18 protein-coding genes are annotated in these 20,717 nt (G+C 39.7%); 10 read left to right on the top strand and 8 right to left on the bottom strand.

From position 1 onward, the window contains the following. The first annotated feature begins 18 nt into the window (after positions 1–18). Positions 19–972, top strand: a complete 954-nt coding sequence (locus CWC17_RS00950) for a hypothetical protein (RefSeq protein WP_138611840.1) — start codon at positions 19–21, stop codon at positions 970–972. Here the strand turns inward: CWC17_RS00950 and CWC17_RS00955 are convergent. Further along, positions 956–2,302, bottom strand: a complete 1,347-nt coding sequence (locus CWC17_RS00955; RefSeq protein WP_138611841.1) for a S8 family serine peptidase — start codon at positions 2,300–2,302, stop codon at positions 956–958. The genes CWC17_RS00950 and CWC17_RS00955 overlap by 17 nt on opposite strands. A 140-nt stretch (positions 2,303–2,442) precedes the next feature. Here CWC17_RS00955 and CWC17_RS00960 point away from each other — a divergent pair, with 140 nt between their 5' ends. The 3 genes from CWC17_RS00960 to CWC17_RS00970 are packed head-to-tail and all read left to right on the top strand — an operon-like array spanning position 2,443 to position 4,209. Next, positions 2,443–2,934 carry an RNA polymerase sigma factor gene (locus tag CWC17_RS00960; RefSeq protein WP_138611842.1) on the top strand — a complete coding sequence of 164 codons (492 nt, stop codon included), beginning with the start codon at positions 2,443–2,445 and terminating at the stop codon, positions 2,932–2,934. Beyond that, the gene (locus CWC17_RS00965) at positions 2,931–3,671 is read left to right on the top strand and encodes an anti-sigma factor family protein (protein ID WP_138611843.1); all 741 of its coding nucleotides are present in this window, start codon (positions 2,931–2,933) and stop codon (positions 3,669–3,671) included. Before CWC17_RS00960 ends, CWC17_RS00965 begins: the two co-directional genes overlap by 4 nt. Positions 3,672–3,696: 25 nt before the next feature. Beyond that, positions 3,697–4,209, top strand: a complete 513-nt coding sequence (locus tag CWC17_RS00970) for a CC0125/CC1285 family lipoprotein (RefSeq protein ID WP_138611844.1) — start codon at positions 3,697–3,699, stop codon at positions 4,207–4,209. 30 nt (positions 4,210–4,239) lie between these two features. On the opposite strand, the gene CWC17_RS00975 is transcribed toward CWC17_RS00970, so the two are convergent. Beyond that, on the bottom strand, positions 4,240–5,124 hold the full coding sequence (locus CWC17_RS00975) for a DMT family transporter (protein WP_138611845.1): 885 nt from the start codon (positions 5,122–5,124) through the stop codon (positions 4,240–4,242). A gap of 105 nt (positions 5,125–5,229) precedes the next feature. Here CWC17_RS00975 and CWC17_RS00980 point away from each other — a divergent pair, with 105 nt between their 5' ends. Beyond that, on the top strand, positions 5,230–5,754 hold the full coding sequence (locus CWC17_RS00980) for an SEL1-like repeat protein (protein ID WP_138611846.1): 525 nt from the start codon (positions 5,230–5,232) through the stop codon (positions 5,752–5,754). Between the two features lie 2 nt (positions 5,755–5,756). On the opposite strand, the gene rsmS is transcribed toward CWC17_RS00980, so the two are convergent. Genes rsmS through dinG form a run of 6 tightly spaced genes read right to left on the bottom strand, consistent with a single transcriptional unit; the run spans position 5,757 to position 10,580 of the window. Continuing rightward, the gene (rsmS, locus tag CWC17_RS00985; protein WP_024033713.1) at positions 5,757–5,909 is read right to left on the bottom strand and encodes a pleiotropic regulatory protein RsmS; all 153 of its coding nucleotides are present in this window, start codon (positions 5,907–5,909) and stop codon (positions 5,757–5,759) included. After that, positions 5,893–6,174: a late competence development ComFB family protein gene (locus CWC17_RS00990; protein WP_055013926.1), complete on the bottom strand. Its 282-nt coding sequence runs from the start codon at positions 6,172–6,174 to the stop codon at positions 5,893–5,895. Before CWC17_RS00990 ends, rsmS begins: the two co-directional genes overlap by 17 nt. Positions 6,175–6,223: 49 nt before the next feature. Further along, positions 6,224–7,120, bottom strand: coding sequence for a histone deacetylase family protein (locus CWC17_RS00995; protein ID WP_138611847.1), 897 nt, complete (start codon positions 7,118–7,120; stop codon positions 6,224–6,226). Beyond that, the gene (locus tag CWC17_RS01000; RefSeq protein ID WP_138541665.1) at positions 7,120–7,728 is read right to left on the bottom strand and encodes a primosomal replication protein; all 609 of its coding nucleotides are present in this window, start codon (positions 7,726–7,728) and stop codon (positions 7,120–7,122) included. The genes CWC17_RS00995 and CWC17_RS01000 overlap by 1 nt, the downstream gene beginning before the upstream one ends. Continuing rightward, positions 7,729–8,505: a TSUP family transporter gene (locus tag CWC17_RS01005; protein WP_138611848.1), complete on the bottom strand. Its 777-nt coding sequence runs from the start codon at positions 8,503–8,505 to the stop codon at positions 7,729–7,731. Next, on the bottom strand, positions 8,505–10,580 hold the full coding sequence (dinG, locus tag CWC17_RS01010) for an ATP-dependent DNA helicase DinG (protein WP_138611849.1): 2,076 nt from the start codon (positions 10,578–10,580) through the stop codon (positions 8,505–8,507). Before dinG ends, CWC17_RS01005 begins: the two co-directional genes overlap by 1 nt. Positions 10,581–10,813: 233 nt before the next feature. Here dinG and CWC17_RS01015 point away from each other — a divergent pair, with 233 nt between their 5' ends. From CWC17_RS01015 to CWC17_RS01035, 5 genes are all read left to right on the top strand, one after another. Continuing rightward, entirely contained in the window at positions 10,814–13,156 is a 2,343-nt protein-coding gene (locus CWC17_RS01015; RefSeq protein ID WP_138611850.1) for a DNA polymerase II, read from the top strand. Positions 13,157–13,401: 245 nt separating this feature from the next. Beyond that, positions 13,402–16,023, top strand: a complete 2,622-nt coding sequence (locus CWC17_RS01020; protein ID WP_138611851.1) for a TonB-dependent receptor domain-containing protein — start codon at positions 13,402–13,404, stop codon at positions 16,021–16,023. 67 nt (positions 16,024–16,090) lie between these two features. Further along, complete coding sequence (locus CWC17_RS01025; RefSeq protein ID WP_138611852.1) at positions 16,091–16,960, top strand: class I SAM-dependent methyltransferase; 870 nt, start codon at positions 16,091–16,093, stop codon at positions 16,958–16,960. A 451-nt stretch (positions 16,961–17,411) separates the two neighbouring features. Continuing rightward, on the top strand, positions 17,412–20,231 hold the full coding sequence (locus CWC17_RS01030) for a TonB-dependent receptor domain-containing protein (RefSeq protein WP_138611853.1): 2,820 nt from the start codon (positions 17,412–17,414) through the stop codon (positions 20,229–20,231). Positions 20,232–20,384: 153 nt separating this feature from the next. Then, entirely contained in the window at positions 20,385–20,687 is a 303-nt protein-coding gene (locus CWC17_RS01035) for an H-NS family nucleoid-associated regulatory protein (protein WP_055013917.1), read from the top strand. Positions 20,688–20,717 lie beyond the last annotated feature (30 nt).

Consider the following 20,717-nt stretch of genomic DNA (forward strand, 5'->3'; position numbering starts at 1 on the left):
GTCTGTTGGAGAATAAATATGAAAGCAGTTATAACCGCCACTTTGTGTGTTTTTAGTGCCCAAGCGGTGCTTGCACAAACTAACCACGTTAAAACACTTGAGCAAACTAAACCGTTTAAAAGCAGCCTTGAGGTAAATGCAGATGCAGAAGTTGGGGTATTAAGTAACTCGGCGCTCTCTGTTCAGGAGCTTGACGATATTTCGTCGCAAAGCGACAGCGGCATAAAAACCGCAGCCGGTGTTAATGCAAAATGGCAATTAACCAAAGGCGCTAAATTAACTTCAAGCTATAAGTTTGAACAACAAGACTACGATGAGTTTGATCAATACGATTTAGGCCTGCATCAATATGGTTTAGATGGCAGCTATAGCTTTAATAACCATGAGCTAGGAGTTCGTTACGATGGTGCAAAAGCAAATGTAGATGGCGAACCATTTTTACACTTCAACCAAGCCAGTGCTTATTATGGTCATTTTTTAAACCCGTATACGTATTTGCGTATGAGCATAAAAACCAAAGCTAAACGTTTTGCTACTGCAAAAGCACGTAATGCCGAAGGCGTAGGCGGCGATGTGGCGCTTTATCATTTTATAAATAATGGCCAAACCATGTTAATGGCAGCGCTAAGTGCCGATAAAGAAAACGCCGACGACAACCAATACGACTTTAACGGCTACGGTTTTACTACTAAAGTTACGCACAAATTTACGGCCTTTAATGTGGCTAACAAAGTGGGGGCTGGCTGGCGGTATCAAAATAAAGATTACGATGAGCAAACAACGGATGATTTTTTTGAGCAAATACCGTCGCGAGATGAGCACCGAAATGTAGTTAATGCGTTTTATAACGTAGCGGTATTTGAGCACGTAACACTCATAGCCGAGGCTGAATATGGCGATTATCAATCAAAGCTTAGTAGCAATACCTATACGCAATCGGTTTTATCGGCGTCAGTTAAAGTGCACTTTTAGGTGGGTAAATGGCGCCATAACCAAAGGTGGTGTCTTTGCCTTGCTCGCCTAAATCTTTGGCAAGCGATGTAAGCTCGTTAAGTGCTTTGGTTTTATTATTACCATGTTTTAACAATAAACAACTTAACGCCGCGCTTACATGCGGCGCCGCCATTGACGTACCCGACTCCCTTCCAAATTTTCCATTGCCTTGGCTTGTAACAACATTTACACCAAGGGCTGCAAAGTCTATGTAATCGCCTTTATTTGACCATCTATAAATTTGGTTTTTTGAATCAATAGCACTTACCGCTATCACGCTTTTATACGCGCCTGGGTATAACGGCTGTGATGCTGGCCCTTGGTTACCTGCAGCAGCTACAATTAACACGTTTTGCTTTATTGCAGCAGTAATACTTGCTTCTAAAATTGCGTTATTGGGCCCCGTTAGGCTCATATTTATTACGGGTATTTTATTACTAACTAGCCAGTTAAGTGCTTCTACTATGGCAAATAATGTAGCCCCTTGTGCATAGTCAGATTGCCTATAAAACACCTCGGCGCTGTAAAGCTTGGCACTGCCTAAAAGCGGGCTAAGTTTTGCGCCTTTACCTGTAATTAAGCCCGCTATGGCGGTGCCGTGTAAATTTGGCGAGCTTAACCCTTGTGGTAAAAAGCTTTGCGTAGTGATATTTGCACTTTCAAAAGCACTGTGTTTGGTATTAATGGCGCTGTCGATCATGCCAATTTTCACGCTTTGTGTGCAGTAAGGCGCAATAGGCTTATTTTGCGTTACTTTTAAGGTAGGCTCGCCTGTTTGTGCTTGGTAAATGTGGTTTCGGTCAAGTATTGCAGACTCATCTAGGTTAAGTGCTTTTAATAACTCACTTTTAGAATTAACACCTTGGGGGGCGTTAAATCGCACTAAGCTCATATTAAGTGCGTTGTAATTTTTTACCGATACGATGGTTATATTTTGCTGTTTTAGGGTATTAAGTTGTTGGCTATTTGTCATTAATAACCATTGGCGCTCTATTGCTCTAAAGCCGTTTTCTAGCTCTACTTCAACAAATGCGGTGTTTTGGCTATTTATATTAATGTTAAGCACATTAGGTAAGCTGCTAATAGGCTCACTTATCTGCGCTTTTAGTTCATCAATCGAAACTTGTGGTACAGGCACTGGAAGCGGCAGGTGCTGTGCTCGCTCTATAGTTTGCTCAATACGCTGCTCTATAGGGTTTAGCTGCCCAAGCACCTGATCGACTCTCACTATATTGGCAGAGCTCGTTGCGCTAAATATGCAAAGCGAAGTGGCTATTATGTGTTTAACGCGCGTGTTTTTAATATTCATAGTGGGTTACTTCTATTAAATTTATCATGCTGCTTAGTTAACGTTTAACACATAGAAATATTTCATTATTCAAATTATTTTGATTATTTGGGAATAAATGTTTTTTTGAATCGTCTTCTTTATAAAAGGGGTAAAAATCAATGAACGAAACTCTAAAAACCTTATTGCCCATGCTTAGGCGCTTTGCCTATTCGCTAACGGGTAGTAAAGCAGATGCAGACGATGTAGTGCAAATAACAATTGAAAAACTATTAGTAAAAGGCATTCCAGATGACGTTGAGCCAGCTAAATGGGCGTTTAAAATTTGCCGTAATGTGTGGATAGACGAATACCGCTCACGCAAAGTAAGGCAAAATACGGCTCAGGCCGATATATTACCAGAGCCAATTACAAGTAATGAGCACCAAACACTCGAAAACAAACAAATGCTTAAAAGTGTAAATACAGCACTTGGGCAATTACCCGAAGAGCAACGCGCCATAGTATCGCTGGTGGCAGTGCAGGGCATGGCTTACAAAGAAGTCGCACATACACTCGATATACCTATAGGCAGTGTAATGAGTAAATTATCGCGCGCACGCAGTACACTTTATAATTTAATAAAACCCGACTTTAAAAAGGAGCAAGTATGAACATTAACGACGAAACACTTAGCGCCTTTTTAGACTCAGAACTCAGCGAGCACGAAATGGAGCAAGTGCGCAAAGCCCTAGAAACCGATGATGAACTAGTAATGCGACTTGCAGAGCTAAGCGAAGTAGACATGCTCGTAAAAGAGCACGCTACAAGTATTGATGACGCCCCCCTTAGTGACTCATTAGCTAAAACGGTTGCCAAGCTTGATACAGCAACGACAAAAAACACGTTAAATAGCAATGTAGTAACGTTAACGCCTTGGCAAAAGGTTAAGCAGTCGGCTAATAAAAGCTTAGCAATAGCTGCAAGCGTTGCCGTGGTATTTGGGATAGCAATGACGAGTTATTTACAACCCAATGAGTCGCAAAATTTAGTAGCCAGTAACATAGCTTCAGCCCTTAATACACAGCTAAGTAGTGGTAAATATGAGCAAAGTGATGGCTCAGTATTTAGCGCGCAGCTTAGTTTTAAAAATCAGCAAGGTGAGCTTTGTAGGCAGTATGCACTAAGCTCAAACAATACAACGCAAACAAGCATTGCTTGTAAAACGCAAAGCGGTTGGCAAATTAAAGCGCAAACAGCCGCGCAGCAAAGTAATAATGGCGCGCAATATCAAACAGCGTCTAACAACAGTGAGTTAGATGCTGTTATAGACAGCATGATCAGCGGCGCACCACTAGATAGAGCGCAAGAGCAGCAAGCAATTAGCGCAAAGTGGCAGTTAAACCAATAAGAATGTGTATAAAACGAGGTGAATAATGAAAACATCTATTTTAATTATCAGTATTTTACTTATGGCGGGTTGCGCATCAAAACCCGACTACCGCCCAGCTAATAATGGCTCACAAGGTTATAGCGAGCAAAAAATTAGTGACGATCAATACCGCGTCGAGTTTAAAAGTGTGTCAAACAACGTAGCCGATGCCGGTGACTATGCATTATTGCGCGCGGCTGAGCTTACCCAAACACAAGGCTACGACTGGTTTGTTGTAACAAATAAAGAAACCTTTGTTGAGTCTAAATCACAAGCGCCTGCCTCATCTATCAGTGCATCACACAGCCAGCAATATGAGCGAAACTGTGGTTTATTAACCTGCGAAACACGTGTACGCCCGAGCAATAGCGTAGGCGTACAAGTGAGCAACAATGATAAACGCAAAGAAGTACACACCCTGATTGACATTAAAATGGGCAAAGGCATTAAACCCAGCGACAACAGCTATAGCGCTCATGACTTAATTGAAAATTTAAGCAAAAAGGCTCAAAAGTAAGCGTTTGGTAAAAGTTCTTGATATAAGCACTTAGCTTGTTTTAGCTAAGTGCTTTTTTCGTGGTAAAAAACCAGTAACCAGCATAGTGCCCACAATAACAAATAATGCGCCGAGTAACGTATTTGGCCCTATTTGCTCATCTAAAATTACATGCCCCCAAAAAATGCCAAATAGCGGAATTAAAAACGTGACAGTGAGTGCTGAAGTTGGGCCAATATCGTCAATAAGTTTAAAAAATAAAATATAAGCAAGTGCGGTACACACCACGCCAAGGGCTAACACGCCAAGCATAACGTCGGTACTAGGTACTTCGCGAATAGGCATAAAAAGTATAAGGGGTAGTACTATAAAACTGGCTGCCCACATAGAGCCGTGTGCGTTATCGAACGGTGCAAGCTTAGGGGCATTTTTTGTATAATGTGATGCAATGGCATAACACAGTGAGGCGCTTAGCGCTGCTGCAATCGCAATAAGTGAATGAGTATTTAATACAAGATGATTTTGCCCAACTAAAATTGCCACGCCTATTAAACCAAGCATCAAACCTAAAACCATACTTTTAGTCGGTTTGGTTTTGCTCCAAATTATACCCACCACCGCGCCCCATATGGGCGCTGTAGAATTTAAAATCGATAAAGTAGAGGCGCTAATAGTTTGCGCTGCGTATGCAAAAAGTAAAAAGGGAAGGGCAGAATTAAGCGCACCAATTATAAAAAAGTGCTTGGTGTGCTTAGTAAACGCCAAGTGGCGTTTTAAATACAGCGCCACTATAAAAAGGGTGAGTGCGGCAAAGCCAACTCTAAACTCTATTAACACCGCAGGGCCTAAGCTGTTTGCTGCCATTCGCATAAATAAAAATGACGCGCCCCAAATTGCAGCCAGAAAAAATAACCGAAGTAAACTTGCTAAGCTCATGATAGTATTTTAATTATACAAATTAATTTATAGAGTAACAGGCTTTGCAATAACTGTAAGCCAGATTCGGTACTCGCATATAAAAATAATAAAAAAGGAATAGTCATGAGCCGATATTTACTGATCACAGCAATAATGGGAGTGGGTTTATTAAGTGGTTGTGGGTCTACGCCTATTAATTTATACGATGACACAACAATGAAAAAACATGAGTACAACGGCATAAAAGCGTATAAAAAAGGAGATTTTAAACAAGCTTTTATGTACCTAAAAGACCCTGCAGCGCTTGGTTATAAAAGTGCGCAATACACATTGTCGTTTATGTTTTTAAAAGGGCAGTACTTAACACAATCCACTAACATGGGCATGGGCTGGCTAGGGGTTGCAAAAGAGGCTGGAGTTGAAAGTTGGCAGGCGCAATATAATACGTTTTATAACGCGGCTACTTCGGCGCAACAGCAACAAATAGACGAAACCGTTGCGTTGTACATAAGCCAGTATGGTAGTAAAGCACAAAAAATGACGTGCCGTCGCTCAACAACCCCAAGACGCACGTTTGGCGAAATTAAAATAGACTGTAACAAACACGAGGGCACTGTGACTAAATACGAGGTGCAAACAAAAGAGTAATGCTAAGCGGTAGCTTGTTTTTGCTCAAAGTCACTTTTTACAATTTCGAGTGCTTTTAACACATCCTCTGGAGCAACCTCGTGCTGCTCCAACAGCATAATTAAATCTACCGCAAGTTTTACATGTGTAGGGGCGTTATCAAGTGGGCTGGTCATTTAAGTCTTTCTTTTTTGAAATTTGAGTAATGGCTACATCAATAGCGGTTTGTACGCGCTCTTCCATGTGAATACGTTCACTTTGCGGTAAATAAAATGCCATATCTACATCGTAGCGAATATAGCGAGGGGGAAGTTGATTGAGCACCGTACAACAAAAATCGGCCATTACATCTTCACTGTAAACTTTATCTAGTTTACGTTTAATGATTTCTTCAACCACAATTTTTTCGTAAAAGTTATGTATGTCGTCGTGCAGTCGCATCGTGCTAGCGCCTTTTATGGGGTCCGTTTATTTGAGTGTATACTAAGCACTAAAATAAATCGATAGCCGCTTTAAATAGTTGTTTATGCACATTAATTAACGCATTTAAATTACGCTGATAACCGCCACCTAAAGCGCACATAAGTGGGATCTTATGGGCTTTGCAGTAGTTAACAATAAAATGATCGCGCGCATAAACCCCTTCAAGCGATACGTTAAATAACCCTAGCTCGTCTTTTTCGTAAATATCAGCCCCTGCGTTATATAAAATAATATCGGGGTTATGAATACGCACGCAAAGTTCGAGGGCTTGTTTTAGCGTTGTTAAGTACTCGGTATCTGATGTGTTGGCAGGTAGGGCGAAGTCGTAATCGGAGTGTTGCTTTAAGCGCGGAAAATTTTGCTCGCAATGAATAGAGCAGGTAACTATAGCGTTATTATGTTGCGTAATTTGTGCTGTGCCATCGCCTTGGTGTACATCACAATCAAATATTAATACGGTATCGGCTTGGTTTGTATTGATTAAATGCGCGCCAGCCACAGCCAAATCGTTAAAAATACAAAAGCCACTGCCGTAATCGCTATATGCATGATGATAGCCTCCACTTAAATTAGCGCAAAAACCATGTTTTAGTGCGTATTCGCTGCCTTGAATACTTGCCCCAACCGAAAGTAGCGTACGCTCTACTAATTCGCGTGAATACGGGAAACCCATTTTTTTAATTGCTTTATTAGTGAGCGAGGCGTTTAAAAAATCATTTATGTAGTCTTGGCTATGGCACAGTGCAAGCTGCTTGGGCGTTGCTTTAGTTGGTGTATTAAACTGTGTAGCCCCAAAGCCTAAGCGTTCTATTTCAGCTTTTAGCATTTGGTATTTTTGAATAGGAAAACGGTGGCGCTCAGGAAGCGTTAAAGCACTGTAAAGCGGGTGGTAAAAAAGCTGCATTAGCGTAATTGTTGTTTTTCGACTTGTTGAATTTTATCTTCGGTGGCCGAAATTGCTTTACGGCAACGGCCTAAGCGCGCATGCGTGGTTAAAATTTCCATATTAAGTTTTTGTGCTTGCGCTGGGGTAGCTTTTTCCATTTGTAGTTTGCGCTCTTCAATCATTAACACTAAGCGTCGTTCAAACTCATGGTTTTGCTTAAGCTCGTCGTATAGCTCGTGCGACGATTGCATTATTTTTTTTACGGCGTGCTTATAAACCGTATTTTTTGGCCTAGGTTTGTACTGATTTTTGTTTTCTTTTGCCCAAATAGGGGTTGATTTAATAACATTAAATACTGCGTGTACTTGATTACCTATGCGCTCGAGTGCATAAGCATAAGCATGGCGGTGCTCACTGGGTGGTAAGCCGGTAATTTCGTCTTCAATTTCTATTACGTAGTCAGTTAGGTTCATGCTTTTAGTACTAAATACGCCGCGGTCAAATAAACTAGGCTGCGCCTGCATATAGCGGTTTTTAGAAAACAACTTTGCACTATCAAATTGCTCAGCTTGTTGTTTGAGCGTAGCAACTTGTTGGCGTAATTTATCCAGCGCGTGTGTTTGCATTTATAAATAAGCCTCGTAAATTAGTTTTAATGCTAGCAGTATAACCATAGTGTTAAAAACGGGACGAATAAACTTACCACCAAAGCGAATTGCTGAGTGAGCGCCAATCCAAGCACCTAACATAATAAAAAAGCCCATGATTAGGCCTAATAAAAAGTTAACATGACCAAGTGCCACAAAGGTAATAAGTGATATAAAATTAGATACAAAGTTCATCGAACGGGCTAATCCACAGTTAAGCAGTAAGCTCATTTTATAAAATAAACTATTAGATGCGGTCCAAAAAGTACCTGCGCCTGGGCCTGCTACGCCATCAAAAAACCCTAATGCCAAACCCTGCAACCACTGCTTTAGTTTAAGTAGTGGTGTTACTTTTGGTAAATCGTCGCCTTGTGTGGTACTTAAACTACCAAATAAGCTATAGCACGCCACCATAATTATAATGATAGGTAAAAGCTTATTTAAAAACTCAATACTTAAGTGATCGACTATTAATGTACCAATTACAGCGCCTATGGCGGTAGCAATAATGGAATTTGCCCAAAATTTAGGGCTAAAGAGATTTTTTTTATAATACGTGTAGCTGGCCGTTAATGAGCCAAAGCTTGCCGCAAGTTTGTTTGTGCCAAGCGTTAGATGCGGTGGCAAGCCTGCGGTGAGTAGTGCGGGTACGGTAAGTAACCCACCGCCGCCAGCAATTGCATCAATAAAGCCAGCAGCAAGGGCCGCGGCACATAAAACTGCCAGTGTTGTGGGATCTAGTGCAAGTTCAAACATTAATAATCTATTTGTCTTTTAAAAGGTGGTAAGGTGTCGAGCATGGCTTTGCCGTAGCGCTTGGTAACTAAGCGTCTATCGAGAATGGTTATACGGCCTTCATCGCTCTCTTTTCGCAGCAGTCTACCACAGCTTTGTACCAATTTCTTTGCTGCATCGGGCACGGTGATAGACAAAAACGGGTTACCGCCTTTACTTTGTACAAATTCGGCTTGGGCTTCTTCTATTGGTGATGTAGGTACGGCAAACGGTATTTTTGTAATTATTAAGTTTTCTAAATATTTACCAGGTAAATCAAGCCCTTCTGAGAGGCTTTGCGTACCAAATAAAATACTACCTTTACCACTATCAATATTTTGAGTGTGCTTTTTTAATAATGCCTCTCGCGACATTTCGCCCTGCACTAATAAGTTAAAACCTTTTGTTCTAAGAAACTTAGCCACATGGTCCATTTGCCAATACGATGCAAACAACACTAAGTTGGCTTTTTTTGTGTTTAAATACTCAGGTAATGTTTGCGCTATATGATCGCTAAAGGCTTTGTCGGTTGGCTCAATTTTACTTACCGGAATACGCAAGGTTGCTTGTTTAGGGTAATCAAAAGGAGAGGGGACCTTAATAAACTTAACACCTTCTTCTTTTACTAAGCCACTTTCATAAGCAAAATGATCAAACGAACCGAGAGCACTTAAAGTAGCAGAACACAAAACTGCACCGGCACATTCATTCCATAGCTTGTCTTTTAAGTAGTAGCCCACTTCGATAGGGCAATCACTTAAGAGGTGGTCGTGATGATTTTTATATTCTAAACGTTTGATCCACCTTGCATGTGGTGTGCCTTCGCCTTTATTTGCATAGCTGTACCACAGCTTATTTAATTGCTCTAAGCGGTTTATGTAGTGCCCGCTTTCAGCCAAGACGGGGTCGGCAACGTAGGGTTTTATATCGCCATCGCTTACATCTTGTGTGAGGGTGTCGTGCATTTTATTTAAACAACGCAGTGCATCTAGTGTGGCATCACTTATATCTTTAGCTTTATTGTGCAATGACTTTGGTATTTCGCCATGCTCAAAACGATATGTATCGTCTTTTGAGTATTCAAAGTCGGCATTATCAAGAATATCACGCACTACTTTTAAGTCTTTATTAGCATCGTTAATGCTATCGCATAGCTTAAAGTTTTGCCCAATGGCTTTTTGTCCCACTAATACCTTAGACATTTTGCCACTAAATTTGGTGAGCTTATCGAGCCAATCAATAGTGCCTTTTATAGTGGCCGCTGCTGATGAAAAGTCGCGGGTAATATGCGCCAGGTGATGCGCTTCATCTATTACATAAATAGTGTTGTCGGGTTCGGGTAAAATTTTACCACCGCCTAAATCCAAATCAGCTAATAGGAGTGAATGGTTAATAACAAGCACATCCATTTGCATAAGCTGATTACGAGCAAGCTGAAACGGGCAGGTTTGATGGGCTTTCATTTGGCGTTGGCAAGCGTGTTTATCGCAAGCGATTAAGTTCCATACCCTATCGGGGATGGTGTCGGCCCAGCTGTCTCTGTCGCCTTGCCACTTTTTATTTACATAGGCATCGTAAAGACCTTTTAAGCATTTAGTTTCCATAACACTTAGCGGCGAGGTAAGTGTGGGCATAAACTCCATTTGCGTTTGGCTATCACCATTAACTGCGTTATGTAGTTTATGGGCACATATATAGCGCTGCCTGCCTTTTACTAGGTCAAACTTAAAGTCGAGCCCAGAATGCTTTTTAAAAAAAGGCAGCTCTTTTGCTATTAATTGCTCTTGCAGTGCCACGGTAGCCGTAGAAATAACTAGCTTCTTTTTTTGTGCAAGGGCAAGCGGTAGTGCGCCTAAACAATAGGCAAGTGATTTACCTGTACCTGTGCCTGCTTCAATTACACAAATGCGCTGCTTTTTATGGTATTCGCCAGCCAGTGTTTTTGCTATTTCGGCAACTAGGTAGTTTTGGCTACTACGCGGGCGGTAATCAATGAGGTTATTAGCCACATGCTGGTGTACTTGCCTAATGGTTTTTTTTAGTTGGTCAGAAAGCATGGGGAGATAAACCTAAAATATGTATATAATTACAGTGTAGGAATTTTAGAGTTATAACTGTGTAACTACAAGCAACGATGAAATTAATTTAGAAAATTAATGCGGCGATTTTTTAAGTTTATAAATTACTCCCTATTGTGGTCTGTTTATATTTTGAGGTTGAACAATTATCAACCCTTAATGTTTATAGGCCCTAAAGTAGAAAAACAAAATATAAGTAAGGTTTATTGATAGTGTATTTAACTTCTGGCTTTGTACTTTCTGCACAAGCGCACGATAGCGCTCAGGGTTTACAATATGAAATTTGGTTTGCTACCGATAATGGACCTATAAAAACAATTTCTGAGAATGAAACCGCGCTATTTTTTATAAAAAAGTCAGATGAAAAAGCAGCTCAAGCTATTTTATCTGCCGAATCACTGAACTTTTTAATCAAACCTCTTTCACTTAAAAACTTTCAGCAGCAAGTAATATGTGGCTGTTACTTTTACTCGCTCAAACACTTTTATAGTGCGAGCAAAGCGTTAAAAAGTCGCGGTATTACACTTTATGAAGATGATATAAGGCCCATTGAGCGCTATTTAATGGAGCGCTTTATTAAAGGCGGAGCGTGGGTTACGGGTAAACGATTAGATCATGCGCATTACATTGAAATTTTAGATGCTAAATTAAAAGCTAACGCAGACTATACACCTACACTTTCTAAGTTATCACTTGATATAGAGTGCAATGAAAGTGGGGTGTTGTTTTCTATTGGCTTAGTAGGCTGTGGTTTAGATTGCGTAATCATGATTGGAGAGCCTGAGTATCATGATCCAAGCATTGGTTATACTATTATATGGTGCGAAGACGAGGTTGCTCTATTGCATCAGCTTGTAACACTTATTAAGCAATGCGACCCAGATATTATTATTGGGTGGAATGTTATTGAGTTTGATTTTGCAGTTATTTATGAGCGCTCTGTAGCACTTGGAGTAAAACTATTACTAGGAAGAGGAAACCTTCCTTTGTATGTTAGAAAGGGGCATTTTACGCGGGTTTCTATTCCTGGGCGCTGTGTAATAGATGGTATTGACACTCTAAAAAATGCCACCTATAGCTTTGAGACTTTCTCACTTGCCAATGTTTCAAAAGAGATTTTAGGTGAATCTAAATTAATCGAGTCCAGTAACAGCTTACAAGAGATTATTCGTCAATTTAATGAAGATAAGCTCGCGCTTGCTAACTACAATCGCCAAGACTGCATACTTGTTAATAAAATTTTCGATAAGCTAAAGCTTCTCGATTTTGCAGTTATTCGCACACAGCTAACCGGCCTTGAGCTCGAAAAGCGTGGCGGCTCAGTGGCGGCTTTTGTAAACATGTATTTGCCTTTACTACATAGAAGCGGTTATGTAGCCCCCAATATGGGCGATCATGGGCTGACTTTTGAAAGCCCAGGTGGTTATGTTATGGAGTCGGTACCAGGGCTGTATAAAAATGTCATCGTGCTTGATTTTAAAAGCCTGTACCCCAGTATTATGCAAACCTTTTATATAGACCCGCTTGGCCTGATAGAAGGGATTGAAAACCCTGAAAATAGTATTGAAGGTTTTAATAGCGCACAGTTTTCTCGAGATCAGCACCACTTACCCAAGCTTATAAAAAGCCTAGCACTCCAGCGTCAACGAGCTAAAGATAATCACGATTTAATGCTATCTCAAGCCATTAAAATAATAATGAACAGCTTATATGGTGTATTAGGCTCACAAGGCTGTCGTTTTTATGACCCTAGACTCTCAAGCTCTATTACTTTACGTGGCCATGAAATAATGCAGCAAACTAAAAAGTGGATTGAAGAGCAAGGTTATAGTGTTATTTACGGCGATACCGATTCGACCTTTGTAAAGTTAACGGATGATTTAAGTGTTGAAGTGTGTAATAAAATAGGTAAACAGTTAGCTAAACACATAAACACGTTGTGGCAGCAACACATACACGCTAAATATAATTTAACTAGCCATTTAGAAATAGAGTTTGAATCGCTTTACAGCCCGTTCTTTTTACCCACCATAAGAGGTAAAAGTGTGGGGTCTAAAAAGCGCTATGTAGGTCAGTTGATAAAGCCGGAAGAATCAAAATTGGTTTTTAAAGGCTTAGAAACCGTAAGAAGTGACTGGACTAAACTGGCTCAACAGTTCCAATTTGACTTATTTACCCTCCTTTTTAATCAACCTGAGCAAATTAGTGACCTTGTAAACGATTACATTAGTAAACTTTTACGTGGCGAATTTAATCATTTGCTGGTTTTTAAAAAACGTTTAGGTCAAAACTTAACCGACTATCAAAAAAATATCCCACCCCATGTACAAGCCGTAAAAAAGTTTCAGAAGCAAAATAGTGAATTTACGCTAAAAAGAGGTGAATTTGTTACATTCGTTTACACAACACATGGTGTTGAGCTGTATCAAGGCCTGCATAGCTACGACTACTCACTGTATATAGATAAACAGATTGTACCCTTATTAGAAATGGTTGCGCAGTTTGTTAACGTTAACGTAAACAATTTTGAGCTAAAACAGTTCGAATTGTTCTAGCTTGTACCCATTAATGCATTTTTTGATTACATAATCCACGTTTTAGCTCTATTTTTGTACAGTAATTCTTCATTTAAGCTAAAAACCAATAAAAACCCCTTTTTTAATTAATATTTGGTTAACAGTAGTTGGCTTTTAGATATTTTTTGTTTAGTATTTGGTTTAGTCGCTGTTAACAAACTGTGACAACAAAAAATAATTAAATAATAGTCGCTTCTAACAAGTGGTGACCCAGGGAGAATCAAATGTTAAATAATAAAGTTTCAAAGGCAGTTCGCTTAGCGATTGCATTTGGTGCAGTATCAACAGCTGCATTTTCGTCAAGTTCATTTGCTGCAGAAGAAGAGTCTGCAGAGAAAGTAGAACGCATCCAAGTAACTGGTTCACGTATCAAACGTACAGATTTAGAGGGTGCTTCTCCAGTAGTATCTATTACTTCTGCTGATATTAAACTAGAAGGTGACTACACAGTTGCAGATGCGCTACGTTCTAGTTCATTAAACTCGTTCGGCTCGTTTTCAGAGCGTTCTGGTAGCTCAGCTCAATCACAGGCAACTATCAACTTACGTGGTGCTGGCTCACGTCGTACTTTAGTACTTTTAAATGGTCGTCGTTTCCCAGGTTCACCAACATTAGGTGGCGCTTCTGCTAACCTTAATGCAATTCCAATGGCTGCAGTTGAGCGTATCGATATCATGACTGAAGGTGCATCTTCTATTTATGGTTCTGATGCAATGGCGGGTGTTGTTAACGTAATTATGAAAGAGAACTTTGAAGGTTTAACTTTCAACATTGGCGCGGGTCACCGTGACCAAGACGAAGGCACTACTTCAACTGAATTTTCTGTAGTTGGTGGTGTTTCAAACGATAAAGGTAACATTACATTCTCTTTTGACCACCAATCTCGTAAAGGTATTTCAGATGCTGACCGTGACTACACTAAAGCTCAGCTTGGTGACTTAGACGGTGATGGCGACATTGAAGCTTACACTGCAGATACTGTAGGTTGGTCATACTTTGGTGCTACTGTACTTTCTCCAGATTTTGCTACAGCGTCAGCTTCACTTTTATGTGACGATTTAATCTCTGAATACGGTGAAGATACTTTCCGCCGCGTTGATGCAAACGAAGATTGGGGTCCTGGCTCTGAGTACTGTATGTATGCATTTGCTAATGTATCTTACAACACAGCTTCAATTGACCGTAACACATTATATGTTAGTGCTAACTACGAGCTAACAGACGACATTGAGTTCTTTGCTCAAACAATGTTTGTACAAAACTCTTCATTTGGTCGTTACGCTCCACCGGCTGCAGCATGGGAAAACATGGCAGCTGATAACCCGCATAACCCATACGGTGAAGACGGTGCATATGGTTTATTCCGTTGGGTAGGTATAGGTACACGTGATGGTAACGTAGACGATTACAACCAAGATTTAACAGCTGGTTTACGTGGTGACTTAGATTGGAACAATGCTTCTTGGGAAGTTTACTACCACCACAATAAAGCAGATAACAAATCTGTAGGTGAATACTACCTTTCTTACAGTGGTTTAGCATACAACGAAGCTAACGATATCGATTTAGGCTCTGATGAAGGCATTGCCAACATGAAGTCGACTACGTTACAAAGCTCAGGCTCTACTTTTGACCAATATTTTGCTGGTTTAGGTTTTGACTTATTTGAACTACCAGGGGGAGCTGTTGCTCACTATGTAGGTGTTGAATACTTTGAACAAACTTACGAAGATATTTACGACGGTCAATCTGAAGCTGGCTTAATCGGTGGCTCTGCAGGTAACTCTTCAATGGGTGACCGTGATGTTACTGCTATTTTCTTCGAATCAGTACTACCAGTTTCTGATACAGTAGAAGTGAACTTAAAAGCGCGTTACGATGATTACTCTGACTTTGGTGACAATGTTGCTCCAGCTGTATCTGCTCGCTGGCAGGTTGCTGATAACGTAGTGATTCGTGGTTCATACTCTGAGTCGTTCCGTGCACCAGGCCTTGATTTACTTAATGCAGCACGTACATTCTCTGCTGAATCTGCAATCGATTATAATAACGGTTCTACTACATCACGTCAGTACAACACATACTATACTCAGAACTCAGAGCTTGAAGCTGAGACTTCAGATTACATCAACTTAGGTGTGGCATGGGATGTAAACGATAACTTAAGCTTTAAGTTAGATTACTTCCAACTTTCTATTGATAACGTTATTCAGTCTAAATCTCTACAGGGCTTATTATCTGATGAGGCAGCTGGCCTAATCACTGCAGTAGGTGTTGATACAGATACGTCTGATGAAACTTTCTACCTTAAGCGCTCTGCTTCAGGTACGCTAATCGAAGCAGGTACTTCTTACTTTAACGGTGCTGGTTTTGAAATTGAAGGTTTTGATTTCACTATTAATGCAAACGTAGAGACTGATTTTGGTGACTTCCGCTTTAACAATGTTAACAGTGTAACACTTTCATACGATTCTGAAGTAGGTGGTGTTGTACAAGACACTGCTGGTTGGTCTGGCCAACCTGATCTTAAGTCAGTAGCAACAATTTCTTGGTCACTTGATGATCACACAGTATCTTGGAACTCTACTTACACAGCAAGCACGTCTGAAACTGAAGTTGATGAAGATGGTGATGGTTTCTACGAGCAATCAGGTGATTTAGACAGCTGGTTAATCCATAACTTGACTTACAGCTACAATGCAGGTCCTTACGGCGCTGTAACATTTACTGTAAGTAACTTAACTGACGAAGACCCAGTTCTTTCTTCAGCTGGTACATGGGATAACCAAGACCTTTACAACAACTTTGGTCGTGATTACCGTGTAAACTACTCAATTAGCTTCTAATATTAATTAGAAACAGGTTGATATATAGGGCTGAATTTATTCAGCCCTTTTTTTATGGGGATTTTTTATGGAAAATTATTGGAGTGAGTATTGGTCTCAAGGGTATTTAACTTCATTTGGGCAGGATATTAAAAAAAACTATACAGGCAAGCTCAAGCAGAGCTGGACAGGTTTTGCTACTGAGCTTAGTCCACAGTGTAAGATACTAGACATAGGCACAGGCAATGGCGCACTGGTACAGCTTATACACGATAGTAATAAAGATCAGCTGAGCTTTATTGGTATTGATAAAGCAACAGTGGCAAAGAGCGTTACAGGCGTGCCTGAGTCGCGTATTTTATCAAATGTAAGTGCAGAGACCTTACCTTTTGAAAATAATGAATTTGATGCGATAGTGGCTCAATTTGCAATTGAATACAGTGAACTTTCAAAAAGTATTCCTGAATTATTTAGGGTATTAAAACCAGGTGGGTTATATCAAATTGTTTGCCATGAAATAGACTCAGATATAGTTAAACCAAATGTGCTTATACTGGAGTCTGCTGTTCGCGTACGTAGCGACTTGTTAACCCCCTTAAAGCAGCTAATTGATGAGTTAACAAAAGGTGATAATGCTCAGGTCAATAACTTGATAAAAACAATAAATAACCTTATCCAGCTTGAAAGGGGAGTACATCCACACGCAGTTGATGGAACACGGTATCCTGACTTTTTTCAGTTTATTTTGAATAATAGAAAAATTGATTTAGAACGCGCTTATCAATTATTTACTCAAGAGCTAGAAGGGCTGATCTTTAGGTTAAGTGACTTAAAGCAGGCGGCGTTAAACTCTAAGGATATTAGCCAGTTGTTATTGTTAGGCGATAAAACATTTAAAGAGGCTTTAGTTGACTCTAATAATGAATATATCGGAACGCTTTACAAAGGACGCAAATAGCTAGCCTCATCACTCAAATGTGTTCTGTGCATTAATAACCTAGCAGCTTTGATGGTATTTCATAGGCCGTATGAGCTGCATAACCCACCCCTTCTAGCTTTGCAGCGATTTGTTAAACAACATTTTCAGTCACATTGTCATTTATAAATTTTAAATTATCTTGTTAATACTTTTAAAAATGTTAATAAATAAATGTATTTTGGACTTTATACCTAAAAATACACCGTTCCGGTTTTTGGTATATTTAAATTTAATTGTCTGTCCCTTTTATTGAAATAAACTCTAGTTAATTATATTTAAAGTGGTGTGAATTATTGGTTTTTAATGTGTTGACTATGTTTATATATTGATAATAACATTTACAAAAGAAGCGATGCTTTCACTTCTTATGCTATTCATTTAATAGCTAAAATAATAAATATATAAATAAAATTCTTTCAGGGAGAATCACATGTTAAATAATAAAGTTTCAAAGGCAGTGCGCTTAGCGATTGCTTTTGGTGCAGCATCTGCAGCTGCGTTTTCAGCAAATTCATTTGCTGCTGAAGAAGGGGTTGGAAAGGTAGAGCGTATTCAGGTAACTGGTTCACGTATTAAGCGTACTGACGTAGAAACACCAGTACCTGTGACTATTATTGGCAGAACAGATATAGAGCAAATGGGGGCATTAAACGTAGCTGACGTTTTAAACCAATCACCTGTTGCTATTGCCGGCGCAGACCAATCTAACTCTTCATTCAGTACTTCTGGCGTAGGTTTAAACACAACCTCATTAAGAAACTTAGGTGAAGCGCGCACTTTAGTATTGGTTAACGGCCGTCGTTTTGTATCTGGTCGTTCACCTTCAAGTGGTTATGCCGTTGATTTAAATGCCATCCCAGCCTCAATGATTGAGCGAATCGAAATATTAAAAAGCGCTTCATCTGCCATCTATGGTACTGATGCTGTAGCCGGTGTAGTAAATATTATCACTCGTGACAACGTAGAGGGTGTTGAAGTTAATGCTCAAACTGGTATATCAGGCGAAGGCGATCGCGAAAAGTACTCGCTAAACTTGACCGCTGGTAACAGCTGGGATTCTGGTAATGTAACCGTTGCTATTGGTTATGATGATGACAAAGGTCTAAAACCTTCTGACCGTGCATTTTCTGAGTTTGATGAAGCTATACTACTTGATGAAAATGGTAACGAGTATGTAGGGAAGGTATTCTCTTCGTATACTCCTCAAGGTCGAGTAGGCTCGTATAATGCTGACGGTACTCCTTACACAGGGCTTGAAGGTGGCGATGCATTTAACAGAGCTGATTATCGTCAATTAGTTACCCCACTTGAAAGAAAGTATGCTGCGTTAAACATCAAGCAAGAAATTAATGATGATGTGGAATTCTTTGCTGAGATGAACTGGAACTCATCTAAAACTTATAACTCTACAATTGAGCCAACGCCATTTTCTACTAATGATGTATTCTTACCAGAACGTGGTGGAGAGGGTGGCATTAAGCTTAGTAATCCTATGGTTCCGGAGTTACTTCGTGAAAATCTTCTTAATGACGGTTATGGCTTAGATGATAACATTCCCGAGCTAGTTCGCCGTATGGTTGAGTTTGGTGCTCGTTCTACTGATTTAGAGCGTGATACTGTTCGAATTGCGACAGGCATAGATTGGATGATCAATGATGACTGGTCATTAAATACTTATGTATCTTGGGGTAAAACTGATCAACGTCAAGACAGTGGTGGCCAAGTTAACATTGAAAGAGCAGCACAAGCTTTTGATGTAGTACAAAACGATGATGGTTCACTTCAATGTGCTAATGATTTAGCTGTTTTACAAGGTTGTGTACCTTTAAATTTATTTGGTGAAGGCTCTGTATCAGCAGAAGCTGTTGATTACGTTAAAGTACCTGCCAAAATTGCTGGCCAAACTGAGCAATTTATAGTTTCAGCTTCTTTAGTTGGTGAATTACCAGTTGAACTAGCAGGCGGAAGAATTGGTGTAGCTATGGGTGCAGAGCACCGTTTAGAAAGTGGTTTCTTCAACCCAGGTGATCTAGCCCAAACTGGTGCGTCAAGTACTAACCGCTCATTACCAACTGATGGTAGTTACTACTCTAACGATTACTATGTAGAAACAATATTACCTATTTTAGATAATCTTGAGCTTGACTTGGCTGCTCGCTATTCAGATCATGAAATTGTTGGTGGTCAAACAACATGGAATGCGGGTATTCAATACTCACCAATTGATACATTGAAATTTAGAGCTTCAGCAGCAACAGCTATACGTACACCAAACATTGCAGATTTATTTGGTGGAAGAGGCGAAACTTTTGCTAATGTTACTGACCCATGTAGCGGTGTAACGGCTTCTTCGACAGGTAATGTAGCACAAAACTGTTTATCAATTCCTGAGATTGCAGCTCGTGTTGCTGCAAATGGCTCGTTTGAATTAACACAAACAGAGGCACAAAGCACTGGTGGTTTTATTGGTGGTAATGAAGATGTTCAAGAAGAAACTGCAGACACATATAGCTTAGGTGTTGTGTGGCAAGCAACTGAAGAGTTTGCTTTAACAGTAGATTACTATGATATCTCTGTGGAAGATGCTATTTCAACGACAAGCCGTACTACAGTACTAAACCGTTGTTTTGATGTAAGTGCTGCTGACTTTGATTCTACTTGCGGTGGAAATTCTTTACGTGACCAAAATGGTGCTTTAGTTGAAGTTAATTCGGGAACAAGTAACGAAAATAATATTGAAACCTCTGGTGTAGACATTGAATTAGCGTACAAAATTGATACTGAGCATGGTGAATTTGGTGCAAATCTGATTTGGAATCACCTAATAAAATATGATGAAACAGGAATCATAAGTGGTGAAACAGTTGAAAAAGCCGGTCAAGTATTCACACCAGATAACAGAGCTAATCTTAACTTAAGCTACGGCTTAGAAGATTTAAATCTTTCGTGGCGTATGCGTTACTGGGATCGTTCAAAAGATAGTGTTGATGGAGGTAACTTCAACTACACAGACTTTACTCCTTTAGAGAAGTATAACGAATTCCCATCAGTTGTTTATCACGATATTTCAGCAGGCTATAGCTTCTCTGATAGTACAAATGTGACATTAACAGTGCGTAACTTATTTGATAAGCAACCACCAGTTGCTAACCAAAGTTCTTCTAGTGGTGGTACAGGTATTAATACAGTTTCTGAAGCATATGATGTAACTGGTAGATACTTACAATTAAGTTTAACTACTAAGTTTTAATTAGTTATTAAATGCCAAAGCCGTGATTTTAATCGCGGCTTTTTTTTAAACTTTAAAAAAATAGCTAATACTTTCTTCTCGTAGCCTATTTTCTATTTTAGGCTTATACTAAAAAGGAATTAAAATCTAACCCTATAATTTAGCGAGATATAAATGAAAGAAGTTCGATCTTTTATTAAAACAGCATCATTAACTGAGCTAGAAAAAGCACAACAATTAATCACTGATGCGATTGCAAAATATACTGAGCAGCTACAAGCTAAACAGGAAGTGTTGGATCTTTTAAAAGAAAAAGGACTTACGTTAGAAGATTTACAAGATGGTACTGCAGATAAGCGAACTAAAGTAAAAGCTAAGTATCGCATTGAAGTAGATGGCGAGGTGGTTGAATGGACCGGTCGTGGACGTCGTCCTAAAGCGTTTGAAGGTGTTGATTTACAAAAGCACCTAGCTTAATAAAATAACAGAGAAGCTACGGCTTCTCTT

The organism is Pseudoalteromonas sp. S3785, from assembly GCF_005887365.1.
Lineage (GTDB): Bacteria > Pseudomonadota > Gammaproteobacteria > Enterobacterales > Alteromonadaceae > Pseudoalteromonas.